Source organism: Actinospineispora spinosispora DSM 44797, assembly GCF_000429025.1.
Classification (GTDB): Bacteria; Actinomycetota; Actinomycetes; order Mycobacteriales; family Pseudonocardiaceae; genus Pseudonocardia; species Pseudonocardia spinosispora.
This window is the reverse complement of sequence record NZ_KE386838.1, coordinates 220,767-234,773: the sequence shown is the minus strand read 5'-3', so window position 1 is coordinate 234,773 and position 14,007 is coordinate 220,767. Positions and strand designations below refer to the sequence as shown.

Below are 14,007 nucleotides of genomic sequence, written 5' to 3'. Positions count from 1 at the left end.
GCAGGTGAACCGCTCGCCGACGGTATGTGACGGCAGCGGCGGCCTGCGCTAGCGCGGTGTGCATGTGATCGTCACCACCGTCCCTGGAGGTTGTTGGCCGTTCGGCGACAAGTCGGTGACCGTACAGGCAGCGGGGTCGGCCGGTGGCGCGCCGGTCGTGCTGTGCAGCGTGGGGTTGAGACCCGAGGTCTGCAGTCCGGCGATCGCCGTGGTGGCCGGTTTACCGGTGTAGGCACCCGGGTCTACCAGGACACTTCCCGCCGGCGGCGTTCCCGGTGCCGGAACCGAGGAGCGGACCGTCGGATGGGTCCTGCCGACTCCCTGACCGTCGGTGCTCACCGCATTGCGCACGACGTAGACACCGATCGCCACGGCTGCGATGGTGAGGAGGACAAACGTGACGAACAGCGCGATGCGGCCGGATCGAGTGGGGGACGGCAATGGGGCGAACTGGCGAGGAGGGCCTGCCGTCGCACCGGTCGGGGAGTAGGGGCCTGCCTGCGGGTAGCCGCCGCTGGTGCTGACGGCGCGCGGGCCGGACGCGGTGATCGTCTGATGGCCTGTGCCGGTCGCGGCGGACTGACCCTTGTTCGCCGACTTGCCGCGTTTGCGCAGCCCTGACCTGCCGGATCCCTTGCCGGGCAGCGGTGGCATGCCGGGCGCCGCGAGCCCGGCGATGGCGAGCCCGTCGCTGGAGGACTCGATCCGGTCGGTCAGCAGGGAGCCGACCGCGGGCAGCGCGCCCGAGGTGCTCTGCACCACGACCGAGTCCGGGTTCGGCGGGGGAAGGCCGCGCCGGACGGCCGCGACGGCAGCGGCGAAGTCGCCGCCGTTCTTGTAGCGCTGGCCGGGTTCCTTGACCAGCGTGTTCTCGATCAGCGCCCGGACGTTCTCCGGGATGTCCTTCGGCAGCGGCGGCAGCGGGTCGTTGATGTGCATCATCGCCACGTCGACCGGGCTGGCCGCCTGGAACGGCCGGTGCCCGGTGAGGCACTCGTAGCCGACCACGGCGAGCGAGTACACGTCGCTCGCCGGGCTGGCCTCGTCGCCGCGTGCCTGTTCGGGGGCGATGTAGTGGGCGGTGCCCATCACCATGCCCGACTCGGTCACCGGCGCGGCCGACGCGGCCTTGGCGATGCCGAAGTCGGTGAGCTTCACCGTGCCGTCGTCGGCGAGCAGGATGTTGCCCGGCTTGACGTCGCGGTGCACGAAGCCCCGGGAGTGCGCCGCGTACAGGCCCCGGCCGGCCTGTTCGAGCAGATCGAGGGTCAGGACCGTGCCGAGCTTGCCCCGGGACGCGATGCGGGCGGACAGCGGCTCGCCGCGCACCAGCTCCATCACCAGGTAGGCGGTCGGGGTGCCGTCCGGGGTGACGCCCTCGCCGTAGTCGTGCACGCCGGCGATGCCCCGGTGGTTGATCGAGGCGGCGATCTGCGCCTCGGTGCGGAACCGGGCCAGGAAGTCGGGGTCGGAGCCGATCTCCGGCTTGAGCACCTTGATCGCCACGGTGCGGCCGAGGCGCAGGTCGGCGGACTCCCAGACCTCGCCCATGCCGCCGACCGCGATCTGCTTGGTCAGCCGGTACCGCTCGGCGATCTGGTCGCCTTCGTGAAGTGCCATCAGCGACCGTCGCAGCAGCTCAGACCTCGTGAGTGTTGAGTATGGCCAGAGCCGTACTCAACACTCACGAGGCGGGACGTCGTCGGCATCAGCGGGTACCTCCGCCCAGCGCGGCTCCGATCACGGCGCGGCCGATCGGTGCGGCGATCGAGCCACCGGTCGCCTCCTGCCCTCGGTCGCCGCCGTCCTCGACCAGCACCGCGACGGCCACCTCGGGGCTCTGCGCGGGCGCGAAGGCGACGTACCAGCCGTGCGGCTTCGTCTGCTTCGGGTTGGCGCCGTGTTCGGCGGTCCCGGTCTTCGACGCGATCTGTACACCGGTGATCTTGCCGCCCCCCAGGGTGCGGGCCTCCGAGCCGAGCATCAACTGCGTGATGGTGGCCGCCACGTCGGCCGGGATCGCCTGGCCGATGCGGTCCGGCTCGGTCGTGTCCAGCGGCGACAGGTCCGGTGCCTGGATTTCCTTGACCAGGTGCGGTGCCATCCGGACGCCACCGTTCGCGATGGTCGCGACGATCTCGGCGTTCTGCAAGGGGGTCAGCCGCACGTCACGCTGGCCGATCCCGGACTGCTCCAGCGCCGCGGTGTCGGGCAGGTCGCCCAGCTGTGAGGCGGCCACCGGCATGGGGATCGTGGTGTCCGAGTCGCCGATGCCGAACGCCTCGGCCTGGGTCCGGAGCTTGGAGGGGCCGAGCTGACCGGCGAGCGTGGCGAACGCGGTGTTGCAGGACCGGGCCAACGCGTCGGCGAGCGTCGCGGTGGGCCCGCCGCCGCACGGGGTGCCTGCGAAGTTCTCCAGCGTCGTGTTGGTCCCGGTGAGGGTGACCTGGGATGCGGCGGTGAGCGGGCTCTGCGGCGTGTAGCCGGACTGGAGCGCGGCGGCGACGTCGACGAGCTTGAACGTCGAACCGGGCGGGTAGGTCGTGGAGATCGCCCGGTTGATCAGGGTGGGCGGGTCCTGGGTCTTCGCCGCCTGCCAGGCCTGCTGCTGGGTGGTGGAGTTGTGGCTGGCCAGCGGCGACGGGTCGTAGGACGGGGTGGACACCATCGCCAGGATCTCGCCGGTGGACGGCCGGATCGCCACCACCGCTCCCGCGAAGTGCTTGGCGGTCATCGCGTCGTACGCCACCTTCTGCACCTGGGGATCGAGCGTCAGCACCACGTTCCCGCCGCTGGGGTCCCGACCGGTGATCAGGTCGGACAGCCGACGAACGAACAACCGGTCGTCGGAGCCGTTGAGGACGTCGTCCTCGGCCCGCTCGATGCCGCTGGAGCTGTAGACCACCGAGTAGTAGCCGGTGATCGGTGCGTACATCGGACCGTTGCCGTAGTGCCGTTGATAGCGCAGTCGGTCGTTGGTTTCCACACTATTGGCCAGAACCTGGCCACCCGCGCTGATCTGGCCGCGCTTGCGGGCGTACTCCTCGAGCAGCACGCGTTGGTTGCGCGGGTCGGTTCGGTAGTCGTTGGCCTTGATGACCTGCACGTACGTCAGGTTGGCCAGCAGCAGCAGGATCATCACCATCACTGCCACCGCGATTCGGCGGACAGGTGTGTTCACTTCTTGCCCGCCCCGCCGACCATCTCGGTCTTCGCCTCGGCGAGTGGCGTCTGCGGCGCCGCCGGCTTCTTCCCGCCGGGTGAGCGCGCCGCGTTCGAGATGCGCAGCAGCAGCGCCACGATGATGTAGTTGGCGACCAGCGACGAGCCACCGGCCGACATGAAGGGGATGGTCAGACCGGTCAGCGGGATCAGCCGGGTCACCCCGCCCATGACCACGAACACCTGCAGGGCCAGCGAGAACGCCAGTCCGGTCGCCAGCAGCTTGCCGAAACTGTCCCGCACGGCGAGTGCGCTGCGCAGGCCGCGGGTGACCAGTACGAGGTAGACCACCAGGACCGCGGCCAGCCCGATCAGTCCGAGCTCCTCGCCGATCGAGGAGACCATGAAGTCGCTCCAGGCGAACGGAACCAGCTCAGGCCGTCCGGCGCCCAGGCCGGTGCCGCCCACGCCGCCGGTGCCGAGCCCGAACAGCGCCTGCCCGATCTGGTAGCCGGCGGTGTCGAAATGGCTGAACGGGTCCAGCCAGACCTCGATCCGGTCGCGTACGTGGCCGAACAGGCTGTACGCCAGGGTCGCGCCGGCCGCGAAGAACAGCAGGCCGATGACCAGCCAGGACACCCGTTCGGTTGCCGCGTACAGCAGCACCAGCAGGACACCGAAGTACAGCAGCGAGCTACCCAGGTCCTTCTCCAGGACCAGTACGCCCACCGACAGCAGCCAGGCGACCAGCAGCGGGGCCAGGTCGCGCGGCCGGGGCAGCTCCATCCCGAGGAAGTGCTTGCCAGCGGCGGTGAACAGCTCGCGCTTGGAGATCAGCAGCGCGGAGAAGAAGATGATCAGCAGGACCTTGGAGAACTCACCGGGCTGGATCGAGAAGATCCACAGCCGGAGCCAGATCTTGGCGCCGTTGGCCTCGGAGATGCTGGCCGGCAGCAGACCGGGCAGCGCGAGCAGGACCAGACCGAGGAAACCGGCGGTGTAGCCGTAGCGGGCGAGCGTCCGGTGGTCGGAGACGAACCACAGGGTGGCCGCGAACAGGACGAGCGCGATGAGCGTCCAGACGATCTGGCGGTTCGCGAACAGCTGCGGGACACCCTGGTCGAGCTGGGTGGCGCGGTCGGCCCTGGCCAGGTCGACCCGGTGGATCATGACCAGTCCGAGCCCGTTGAGCATCGCGGCGCACGGCAGGATCAGCGGGTCCGCGTACGGCGCCCACTTGCGGACGACCAGGTGCGCGCCGGTGAACAGCGCCAGGTAGCAGCCGCCGAGGATCAGCAGCGTGCTGGTCAGCTCCTGTTCCTGGTTCGCCTCGACCAGGATCAGCGCACCGGTCGTGAGTACGGCGGCGAACGCGAGCAACACCAGCTCGGCCGACCGGCCCTTGGTCACCTGGGCCTTGGCGGCCTGCGCCGCGACAGCGGGGGCCGCCGCGGTGGACGACACACCTGAGTTGGATGTGACAGGTGGGACGCCAGTGGTTCCGGTGGGTCCGGTAGCTCCCGAGTTCTGGGGCTCATCGCCCTGGCTCGGCGAGCCCATCAGCTCACCGTGCGGCAGGTTTTGCCTGGCTCGGGCCGCCTCGGTTGCAGATCCGTGGTGTCCGGGTCCGCGGGCGGCTGACCGGCGTCAGCGGGCTTGCCCGCGGCGCCGGGAGTGGGGTTCGGCTTCGGGGCGGCCGGCGGCTCGGTCGGGCACGGCGGCAGCATCTCGTCCTCGCGCAACCGGCGGACCGTGTCCCGCGCGCCCTCCAGCCCGCTCTGCTTCGGGATGATGCCTGCCTGCACGGTCTGCCGGGCCGACTCGGTCAGGTCGGCCACGTTGATCTCGGTGCAGTCGCGCTCGTTCGGCTGGCAGGACCGCTCACGCAGCGTCTGCAGCGGGATGCCCAGCACACTGCCGCGCACGCCCTGGTAGATCACCACGGCATCGGCCTTCGTACCGACGTAGTACTGCTGCATCACCCACAGCCGGGCCAGCGCCGTCGCGCCGACCAGGACGATCAGCACGGACAGCACGATCAGCGCCGCCTTGCCCTTGCGCCGGGGCGGCGGAGTCTCCGCCCTCGGCTCGATGCGCTGCGGCGCGACCCTGGGCAGGGTCGTGACCGAGGCACGGGCCGCCGCCGAGTCCGGCGGGGCCATGTCGGAGTCGGAACCGTCACCGGCGGCACCGCCGACGATCGGGTCGTCCTCACCGAAGTCGATGTCCACCACGTCCGCGACGATGACCGTGATGTTGTCCGGACCGCCGCCGCGCAGCGCCAGCTCGATGAGCCGGTCGGCGGTCAGCTTCGGGTCCGGGTTGCGCAGTGTGTCGGCCAGCGTCTCGGCGCTCACCACGCCGGACAGCCCGTCCGAGCACAACAGGTAGCGGTCGCCGGCACGGGCCTCGCGGATCGTCAGCGAGGGCTCCAGCTCGTGACCGGTCAGCGCGCGCAGCAGCAACGAGCGCTGCGGGTGCGTGTGCACCTCGTCCTCGGTGATCCGGCCCTCGTCCACCAGCGACTGGACGAACGTGTCGTCCTTCGTGATCTGGCTGAAGTGGCCGTCCCGCATCAGATAGGCGCGGGAGTCGCCGACGTGCACCATGCCCAGGCGGCTGCCGGCGAACAGGATGGCGGTGAGCGTCGTGCCCATGCCCTCCAGGTCGGGCTGCTCGTTCACCAGCTGGGTGATCGCGCGGTTGCCCTCGTGCGTGGCGTCGCGCAGTTCGCGCAGCAGGTCGTCACCGGGCTCGTCGTCGTCGAGCGGGACGAGCGCGGAGATCACCAGCTTGGATGCGACCTCGCCGGCGGCGTGGCCGCCCATGCCGTCGGCAAGGGCAAGCAGGCGGGGCCCGGCATAGACCGAGTCCTGGTTGTTCTGACGAACCAGGCCGCGGTCGCTGCGGGCCGAATAACGGAGAACCAATGTCATGAGCGCAGCTCGATCACGGTCTTGCCGATGCGGATCGGAGTGCCCAGCGGCACCCGAGTGGGTCCGCTGACCTTAGCTCGGTCCAGATAGGTCCCATTGGTCGACCCGAGGTCCTCCACGTACCACTCCTCGCCCTGTAGCGACAGCCTCGCATGCCGCGTGGAGGCGTAGTCGTCGTCCAGCACCAAGGTCGAGTCGTCCGCGCGTCCCAGCATGATCGGCCTGGAGTCTAGGGTCACCCTGGTGCCGGCCAGCGCACCATGGGTGACGATCAGTTGCCGGGCGTTGCGACTGCGCCCCGGACGCGCCGTGGCACGCCGCGACGGGACCATCGCACGCAGCCCGGACGCCGCGTAGAGGTCGGATCGCACGACCCGCAACGCGACCAGCACGAACAACCAGAGCAGGGCCAGGAACCCTGCCCTGGTCAGCTGCAGCACCAGCTCGGGCAACCGAGACGACTCCGTTCCTGACTAGAACCCACTCAGACCTGAGCGGGTGCTCTGGCCAGGCGTCAAGGCTAACTGGCGGCCCGGTAGACGAGTGTCGAGTGTCCGATCCGGATGACGTCGCCGTCCGACAGCTGCCAGGTCTGCACCGGGTTCCCGTTGACCGTGGTGCCGTTGGTGCTGCCGAGGTCGGACAGGGTCGCCGTGTGGCCGTCCCAGTTGATCTCCAGGTGCCGCCGGGAGACCCCGGTGTCGGGCAGCCGGAAGTCCGACTCCTGGCCGCGACCGATGACCGTCGTGCCACCGTGCAGGTCGAAGCTGCGGTTCGAGCCGTCGTCGATGGTCAGCGAGGCGCCTGCGCCGGCCTGGTCGTAGCCGGGCTGGGGGTAGCCCTGCTGGCCGTAACCCTGGTCGTAGTAGCCCTGCTGGTCGTAGCCGGGCTGGCCGTAACCCTGGTCGTAGTAGCCCTGCTGGTCATACCCCTGAGGCGGGTAACCGGGCTGCGCGTAGCCCTGCTGGTCGTACCCGGGCTGGGCGTAACCCTGCTGGGCATAGCCCTGCTGCTGGTCGTAGTAGCCCTGCTGCTGGTCGTACCCGGGCTGCTGTGCGTAGCCCTGGTCGTACCCCGGCTGGGCGTACCCGCCCTGCTGGTCGTAGCCCTGCTGGGCATAACCCTGCTGGTCGTACCCACCGGGCTGCTGCTCGTAGCCCTGCTGCGGGTAGCCCTGCTGGTCGTAGCCCTGCTGCGGGTAACCCTGGTCGTACCCGGCCGGTTGCTCCTGGCCGCGCGCGTCGTTGGGGTCCGCGTAGGTCTGCTGGCCGTAGCCGCGCGGGGCGCGGTCGTAGCCGTAGTGACCGTTCTCCTCGGGGTGACCTGGTGGCTGGCTCATCGGTGGTTCCTTTGCGTTGCGAGGTCTCGGCGCGGCTCTGGAGACATCCGGATCCACGGTCGAGCTGGTACGGAACTGACCCGTGTGCAGCGCCTCGGAGCGCTCCAGTGAGACTACGACGTCGCCGTAGGTGTCCCACCCCTGGTCGGCGACCAGGCTCAACACACGTGTTGTCAGTGACTGGGTCACGCGCTGCGCATCCTCCGCCATACGGTCATGGTCGGTAGGGCTGAGCAGCACCGCGTAGCGATTCGGGGCGAGTCGCCGGCCACCGGCAAGTGGACGCACGGAGACTTCGGCTTCGCGCACAAGTGCCTGCGATACCTCCTCGGTCACGACGTTACCGCCGAACACTCGAGCAAAGGCATCGCCCACGAAGCCCTCCAACCGGCGCTCGAAGCGCTCAGCGCGGCCCACCTGAACCCCTTCTTCTCGAAATCGGCGTGTTGCCAGTACCAACGATCGTATCTGTGCTAGAGACGCGGGTCAGATCCTTCTTTGTTTCGCTAGCCCTTCGAGGGTCCTTCTGGTACCCGTTGGGGTGGGGGCGCTCATGATCGGTGGCCCCCCGTGAACGGGTCGCGAACAGCACCGTGCTAGCGTTCTCTCCGTCAGGGCGAGTGGCGGAATGGCAGACGCGCACGGTTCAGGTCCGTGTGTCCGTAAGGACGTGAGGGTTCAACTCCCTCCTCGCCCACAATCTCAATTTCACAGTCCCGTTCATCTGGGGACCATGATCTACTCCCGCAGGTTTCTCCGCCAGGTCCGTCCGGGTGGGTCTTCCTTTACTGCGCACTAACTTTCGATGTCAGTGCTGCTCACCGCCGGGTTGACGGCCAGGTGATCACGATCACTTCTGATCAGCTTCTGGCGAGTGCCGGCCGGTCCGGATCGTCGGCCAGCACGAGTACGTGCGCCTCCGTCGGATGGTGCTCGACGTCATAGCGGACGTAGGCGGGCAGCGTCCAGTGCAGGGACTCTTCGGTGCGTCTGGCGAGTGCGGCCGCGGTCATCCGCAGGTGCACGGTCAGCTCGGCCGGCAGGCCTCTGCCGAGCAGCAGCGCGCCGGACACGACCACGATCCCGTCCGCCGGGAGCTCGACCCTGCTGTCCCGGAACGCCCGGTCGTTCGCCGCGTTCCACAGTCTCGGCAGCACCCGGCCGTCCGTGTTCAGTACCTCGCGGCGCAGCCCCGCCACGTCCAGCCAGCTGTCCAGGAACTCGTCCGGGTCGGTGTGGCCGTGCTCCAGGCGTACCGAGGCGGGACGCAGGTAGTCGGCGGCCTCGACCGTGACGGTCCGGCGTCCGAGCACCCGCAGCCGCTCGGCCAGCAGCTGGGCGAGCGCTTCCGGGCGGGTCGGCGGCGGGCCGTCGATCAGCACCCGTTGCCTGCCCTCGGCGCGGCTCAGCCGCTCGGCCAGCTCGTCGGCCAGTGCCGGCCAGCGGACCGCGCTGATGCGGCTACCGGGCACGGTAGGCCTCGCCTCGCGGCGACAGGCGGTAACCGACCTCCAGGCTGAGCGTCAGCCCGAGGTTCTTCAGCTTGCGCACATCGATCTTGAACGGCTCGCGTTCCCTGCCGAGCTCGGCCGCGAGGTCGCCCGCCCGCACTCCTGGACGGGCGGCGATCAGGTCGAGGGTGGCGGCCGTCCACGGGCCGTGTGTGCTGGCCGCATCGAGACGGGCGAGCCTGCGGTCCAGCTCGGCGCGCTGCTGGTCGGAGAGCTCACCGTCGGCCGCGAGCGCCGTCCTCGGGTCCTCGCCGGTGTCGTGGAAGGTGATGCGGAACAGCCGATCGGCGTCGCCGCGCAGATCCTCGCGGCAGGACCGGGCGTCCGGGTAGCCGGCTCGTACCGCGTCCGCGTCGGTGATCGACGCCTCGTCGACCTCGCGGATGTCGTCGATCTCGATCATGCCGCCGGCGACCCGGTGCCGACGCCCGGCCACGACCCGCTCCTGGTCCCAGCGCCGGTACGCGACGGTCACCGAGCCGTCGCGGATCCCCGACCAGAACCGTTGTTGGAACAACATCGGGCCCATTATTGCCGCTAGCGTCCCGTGCGTGAGCAGCAGCGAGGAAGACAACCAGTTGGTCCGGTACGAGCTGGACGGGCACGTTGCCACGATCACCTACAACCGCCCCGAGCGGCTCAACGCGATCGACGGCGCGATGCGCCAGGCGCTGAACGCCGCGTTCTCCCGGTTCCGGGACGACGAGGACGCCTGGGTCGGCATCGTGACCGGTGAGGGACGGGCGTTCTGCGCGGGCGCCGACCTGCGGGGCTCCGGTGACCCGACCGGTGACTTCGCTGGAACGTTCTGGGAACGGCCGACGGTCAACTCCTTCGAGAGCGGCTGGGAGATCTTCAAACCGGTCATCGCGGCGGTCAACGGGCATTGCATCGGGTACGGCTTCACGCTGGTCACCTGGTGTGATTTCGTGATCGCCAGTGAGCAGGCGACGTTCGGGTTTCCCGAGGTCAAGCTGGGGATTCCGACGATCGTGGGTGCGATCCGGCTACCACGGAAGATCAACTGGCAGTACGCGATGGAGCTGCTGCTGACCGGGGACCGGATCGATGCCGCCCGGGCTCACGAGATCGGTCTCGCCGGGTGGGTGGTGCCTCATTCGTCGTTGATGTCCTCGGCCCGTTCGCTCGCCGAGCGGCTGGTTCAAGGGGCTCCGTTGGCTGCTCGGGCCATCAAGGAGGTTGCCGTTCGGACCGCTGATCTGCCGATGACCGACGCGATTCGGTTCGGCGAGACGATGCGGCGGGTGGTGGGGGCGACCTCGGACGCCGTCGAGGGCCGGGCTGCCGCCGCCGAGCGTCGGTCGCCTCAGTGGGAGGGACGCTGACCCTTCGCGGGCGTTGGCGCGTGCCCCAGCGCGACTTTGCACACCTACGTGCTGCGTCGCACATGTCCGGACATGTGCGACGCAGCACGTAGGTGTGCAGGGTGTTCCAGCGGCACGTGCGCAGGCGAGGTGGTGGGTGGGGCGAAACTCGGTTGATTCTGGTCGGGGTTCGGGTGACAAATGGTGCTGTGGAGTACTCGGGGGAGCAGGTTCGGGCGTGGCCCAAGGCGCTTCGGCCGTTTCGGCGGCGGGAGTACCGGATGCTCACCGGGTCGATGGCCATGTCGCTGTTCGCCAGCGGGTTGTGGCTGGTCGCCGTGGTGTTCCAGGTCATGGCGTGGGGTGGCGGGCCCGCTCGGCTTTCCGTCGTGGCCACCTCGTCGAGCATCGGTGTGGTGCTGAGTGCGCTGGTGGGTGGCGTCGCCGCTGATCGGATGTCCCGGCAGCGGCTGCTTCGGATCGTCGAGCTCGTTCGGGTGGTCGGCGCGGGGCTCGCCGGAGTGTTGGCGCTGGCCGGATGGCTGCAGTTCTGGCAGCTCGTGATCGTCGCCTTCGCGCTCGGTGCCGCCGAGGCGTTCTACTTCCCCGCCTACTCGGCGATGCTGCCCTCGCTGTTGCATCCGGACGAGCTGCTGGCCGCCAACGGGGTGGAGGGGTCGCTCCGGCCGGTGGCCCAGCAGGCACTGGGGCCCGCGGCGGCCGGTGCGCTGGTCGCCGTGTTCATGCCGGGAGCTGCGTTCGGGGTCGCGGCGCTCGCCTACGGTCTCGCGCTGGTGTTCCTGCTGTTCATGAAGCCGGAAGCGCCGGTGGCCGAGGGGCCCGGGGACGACGAGTCCGTGTTGCGGCAGCTGCGCGAGGGGTTCACGTTCCTGTTCCGCACCGGGTGGCTGTTCGCCACGCTGGCCTTCTCGATCCTGTACGTGACGCTGCTGGTCGGGCCGCTCGAAGTGCTGCTGCCGTTCGCCGTTCGGGACATCTCCGCCAGCGGCGGGCCCAAGGACTACGCGTTCGTGCTCGCCGCGTACGGCGTCGGTGGGGTGCTGGGATCGGTGCTGATGGCGTCCTGGCGGCTGCCCCGGCGGTACCTCACCGTGATGTTGCTGCTGTGGGGCGGCGGCGCGATCCCGATGGCGCTCATCGGGATCACCGACCGGGTGTGGGTGATGGCAGCGGTGACGTTCGTCGACGGCGTCACCAACGCCGCCGCACTGGTCATCTGGGGGACGCTGCTGCAGCGACGGGTGCCGACGCGGCTGCTCGGGCGGGTGTCCAGCCTCGACTTCTTCGTGTCACTCGCGTTGATGCCGGTGTCCATGGCGCTGGCCGGGCCGGTCGGCGAGAGCATCGGCATCCGGCCGACGTTCATCCTGGTCGGCGCGCTGCCGATCGTGCTGGCGCTGACCGCGATCGTGGCCTGGCGCCTGCCCCGCGACGAGAAAGCACACCCGCTATCCGCCACTACCCGGTGACACGAATGTGGCTTTAGGGACGGTCAACGTCCCTAAAGCCACATTCGTGTCGGGAGGGATGCGGCGGTGGATGCGGGTGCGGAGGGTCGTGCTCAGGGCGGGTTCGGCTGCCAGGAGTGACGGCAGGCGGTGCTGTTCCGTGGTCATCGCCCTGAACGCCAGGCCGATCGTCACCTCGTGGCCGGGGCGCAACACGACGTCCAGCCGGTCGCCCGCCGCCACCGGACCGGGAGTGATCACCCGCAGATAGGCGCCGGGAACGCCGCGCGCCACGAACCTGCGGACCCAGCCCTTCTCGGTCAGCCACGCGGCGAACGTCCGACACGGGATGCGCGGCGCCGTCACCTCCAGGACACACGTCTCGCCGATGCGCCAGCGCTCGCCGATCAGCGCCTCGGTGATGTCCAGACCGAGCGTCGTGAGGTTCTCGCCGAACACACCGGCCGGCAGCGGCCTGCCCATCTCGGACTGCCAGGAGTCCAGGTCCTCGCGCGCGTAGGCGTAGGCGGCCTGGTCGGAGCCGCCGTGAAAGCTCAGGTCACAGACCGCGTCGCCGGCCAGACCGCTGCCGCCGACACCCTTCGGACCCGGATCGGCGATCTCGACCGGCCCGGACACCGCCTGCTTGTCGATCGCGGTCATGCCGACCGACGAGTGCGTGGTCGGCTTCGGCTTCCCCACGTTGACCGACAGCAACACGGACATGCCGGCAAGCGTAGGCGGCGCTAGTTTCGATGCATGTCAGTGTCGACAGCACCCCCGTTCCGTGCCGACCACGTGGGCAGCCTGCTGCGCCCACCCGCGCTGATCGCCGCCCGCGCGGCGCACGCCGAGGGTGACCTCACCGCCGAGGAGCTACGCGCCGTCGAGGACGAGACGATCACCGAGGTCGTCGCGCTGCAGGAACGAATCGGGCTGGGCGCGGCCACTGACGGGGAGTTCCGCCGCACGTCGTGGCACATGGACTTCATCTACCAGCTCGGCGGCATCGAGAAGACCGACGAGCAGATCCGTGTCCGGATGCACAACGCGACCAGCGAGGACGCGTTCACCTCGGCCGGGCTCGCGGTGCGCGGCCCGGTCCGGCTGGAACACCCGATCTTCGGCGACGACTTCAGCTATCTCGCCGGCCGGACCACGACGGCCGTACCGAAGCTGACGATCCCGTCGCCCAGCATGGTCCACTACCGGGGTGGCACCGCCGCGGTCGATCGCGGCGTCTACCCGGACGTCGACCAGTTCTGGGCCGATCTGTCCGCCGCCTACGCCGCGCAGGTGCGGGCGATCGGCGAGCTGGGCTGTCGGTACCTGCAGTTCGACGACACCAGCCTCGCGTACCTCAACGACCCGGCGCAGCGCGCCATGATGACCGAGAAGGGCGAGGACGCCGAGCACCAGCACCTGCGGTACATCCGGCAGATCAACGCCGCGATCACCGACCGGCCAGCCGACATGCGCATCACCACACACGTGTGCCGGGGCAACTATCGCTCGTCGTGGGCGGCCGAGGGTGGCTACGACTTCGTCGCCGAGGCGCTGTTCGGCGAGCTGGACGTCGACGGCTTCTTCTGCGAGTTCGACGACGAACGCTCCGGCGGGTTCGAACCGCTGCGGTTCGTGCCGCCTGGCAAGCAGGTCGTGCTCGGGTTGGTGACCACGAAACGCGCCGAGCTGGAGTCCAAGGACGCGCTGAAACGTCGGGTGGAGGAAGCATCGAAGTTCGTGCCGCTGGACCAGCTGTGCCTGTCCCCGCAGTGCGGCTTCTCCTCCACCGTCGAGGGCAACGCGCTGACGCTGGAGGAGCAGGTCGCCAAGCTCACCCTGGTCGTCGAGACAGCGGCCGAGATCTGGGGTTAACCGGTCAGCCAGGGGTGGCCGGGGTGGACCGCGGCGACGGTCGTGAGCAGCCACCCGCGTTCGGTGTCGGTGAGCAGCGGCTCCATACGCTCGTAGTCGATCTGGTCCTTCGCGCGGTCGCCCTTCGCCTTGAACAGCAGGGCGATCTCCGGGGTCAGGTACGGGATGCCGTCGGGTGTGCGGCGGATGATCTCCGCGTACGGCATGCGGATCGCTGGATCGCGGCGGCAGATCCAGGTGTCGCCCTCGTGCGGCTCGCGGAAGACGTCGAGGCGATAGACGCTGGTCGTGGGCTCACGCACCCAGGTCTGATGTTCCACGTGAAACGCTTCATGGTCGATCGGCCGAGCTGTCCTGAGCCCAACCCGGCGACAGCAGAGCCGGCTC

Annotated in this window: 13 protein-coding genes and 1 tRNA gene; 4 read left to right on the top strand and 10 right to left on the bottom strand. The window is 69.5% G+C overall.

Annotation, left to right across the window (positions count from 1 at the left end):
* Positions 1-48 precede the first annotated feature (48 nt).
* From G406_RS55100 to G406_RS0141745, 6 genes are all read right to left on the bottom strand, one after another.
* Positions 49-1,620: a serine/threonine-protein kinase gene (locus G406_RS55100; protein WP_028938506.1), complete on the bottom strand. Its 1,572-nt coding sequence runs from the start codon at positions 1,618-1,620 to the stop codon at positions 49-51.
* Positions 1,621-1,708: 88 nt separating this feature from the next.
* Entirely contained in the window at positions 1,709-3,181 is a 1,473-nt protein-coding gene (locus tag G406_RS0141765; RefSeq protein ID WP_028938505.1) for a peptidoglycan D,D-transpeptidase FtsI family protein, read from the bottom strand.
* Positions 3,178-4,626, bottom strand: coding sequence for an FtsW/RodA/SpoVE family cell cycle protein (locus G406_RS0141760; RefSeq protein ID WP_028938504.1), 1,449 nt, complete (start codon positions 4,624-4,626; stop codon positions 3,178-3,180). The genes G406_RS0141765 and G406_RS0141760 overlap by 4 nt, the downstream gene beginning before the upstream one ends.
* 95 nt (positions 4,627-4,721) lie before the next feature.
* On the bottom strand, positions 4,722-6,098 hold the full coding sequence (locus G406_RS0141755; protein WP_028938503.1) for a PP2C family protein-serine/threonine phosphatase: 1,377 nt from the start codon (positions 6,096-6,098) through the stop codon (positions 4,722-4,724).
* Positions 6,095-6,550 carry an FHA domain-containing protein FhaB/FipA gene (locus tag G406_RS0141750; RefSeq protein ID WP_028938502.1) on the bottom strand — a complete coding sequence of 152 codons (456 nt, stop codon included), beginning with the start codon at positions 6,548-6,550 and terminating at the stop codon, positions 6,095-6,097. The genes G406_RS0141755 and G406_RS0141750 overlap by 4 nt, the downstream gene beginning before the upstream one ends.
* Positions 6,551-6,618: 68 nt before the next feature.
* Positions 6,619-7,854, bottom strand: a complete 1,236-nt coding sequence (locus G406_RS0141745) for an FhaA domain-containing protein (protein ID WP_028938501.1) — start codon at positions 7,852-7,854, stop codon at positions 6,619-6,621.
* A 197-nt stretch (positions 7,855-8,051) separates the two neighbouring features.
* On the opposite strand from G406_RS0141745, the gene G406_RS0141740 reads away from it, so the two are divergent.
* A tRNA-Leu gene (locus G406_RS0141740) sits at positions 8,052-8,134 on the top strand.
* A 163-nt stretch (positions 8,135-8,297) separates the two neighbouring features.
* On the opposite strand, the gene G406_RS0141735 is transcribed toward G406_RS0141740, so the two are convergent.
* Together G406_RS0141735 and G406_RS0141730 are read right to left on the bottom strand one after the other, a co-directional pair.
* Positions 8,298-8,909 carry a uridine kinase gene (locus G406_RS0141735; RefSeq protein WP_245607417.1) on the bottom strand — a complete coding sequence of 204 codons (612 nt, stop codon included), beginning with the start codon at positions 8,907-8,909 and terminating at the stop codon, positions 8,298-8,300.
* Positions 8,899-9,468, bottom strand: a complete 570-nt coding sequence (locus tag G406_RS0141730) for an ASCH domain-containing protein (protein ID WP_028938499.1) — start codon at positions 9,466-9,468, stop codon at positions 8,899-8,901. Before G406_RS0141730 ends, G406_RS0141735 begins: the two co-directional genes overlap by 11 nt.
* Positions 9,469-9,499: 31 nt before the next feature.
* On the opposite strand from G406_RS0141730, the gene G406_RS0141725 reads away from it, so the two are divergent.
* Both G406_RS0141725 and G406_RS0141720 read left to right on the top strand, forming a co-directional pair.
* Positions 9,500-10,294 carry an enoyl-CoA hydratase/isomerase family protein gene (locus tag G406_RS0141725; RefSeq protein ID WP_028938498.1) on the top strand — a complete coding sequence of 265 codons (795 nt, stop codon included), beginning with the start codon at positions 9,500-9,502 and terminating at the stop codon, positions 10,292-10,294.
* A 173-nt stretch (positions 10,295-10,467) separates the two neighbouring features.
* Entirely contained in the window at positions 10,468-11,763 is a 1,296-nt protein-coding gene (locus G406_RS0141720) for an MFS transporter (RefSeq protein WP_342666280.1), read from the top strand.
* Here G406_RS0141720 and G406_RS53070 read toward each other — a convergent pair.
* Positions 11,743-12,468, bottom strand: a complete 726-nt coding sequence (locus G406_RS53070; protein WP_064743172.1) for an MOSC domain-containing protein — start codon at positions 12,466-12,468, stop codon at positions 11,743-11,745. The genes G406_RS0141720 and G406_RS53070 overlap by 21 nt on opposite strands.
* Positions 12,469-12,501: 33 nt before the next feature.
* Here G406_RS53070 and G406_RS0141710 point away from each other — a divergent pair, with 33 nt between their 5' ends.
* The gene (locus G406_RS0141710; RefSeq protein ID WP_028938496.1) at positions 12,502-13,620 is read left to right on the top strand and encodes a 5-methyltetrahydropteroyltriglutamate--homocysteine S-methyltransferase; all 1,119 of its coding nucleotides are present in this window, start codon (positions 12,502-12,504) and stop codon (positions 13,618-13,620) included.
* Here the strand turns inward: G406_RS0141710 and G406_RS53065 are convergent.
* A complete protein-coding gene (locus G406_RS53065; protein WP_051343387.1) occupies positions 13,617-13,940 on the bottom strand; it encodes a hypothetical protein in 324 nt (107 codons plus the stop codon). The two genes, G406_RS0141710 and G406_RS53065, sit on opposite strands and share 4 nt — an antisense overlap.
* Positions 13,941-14,007: the final 67 nt, after the last annotated feature.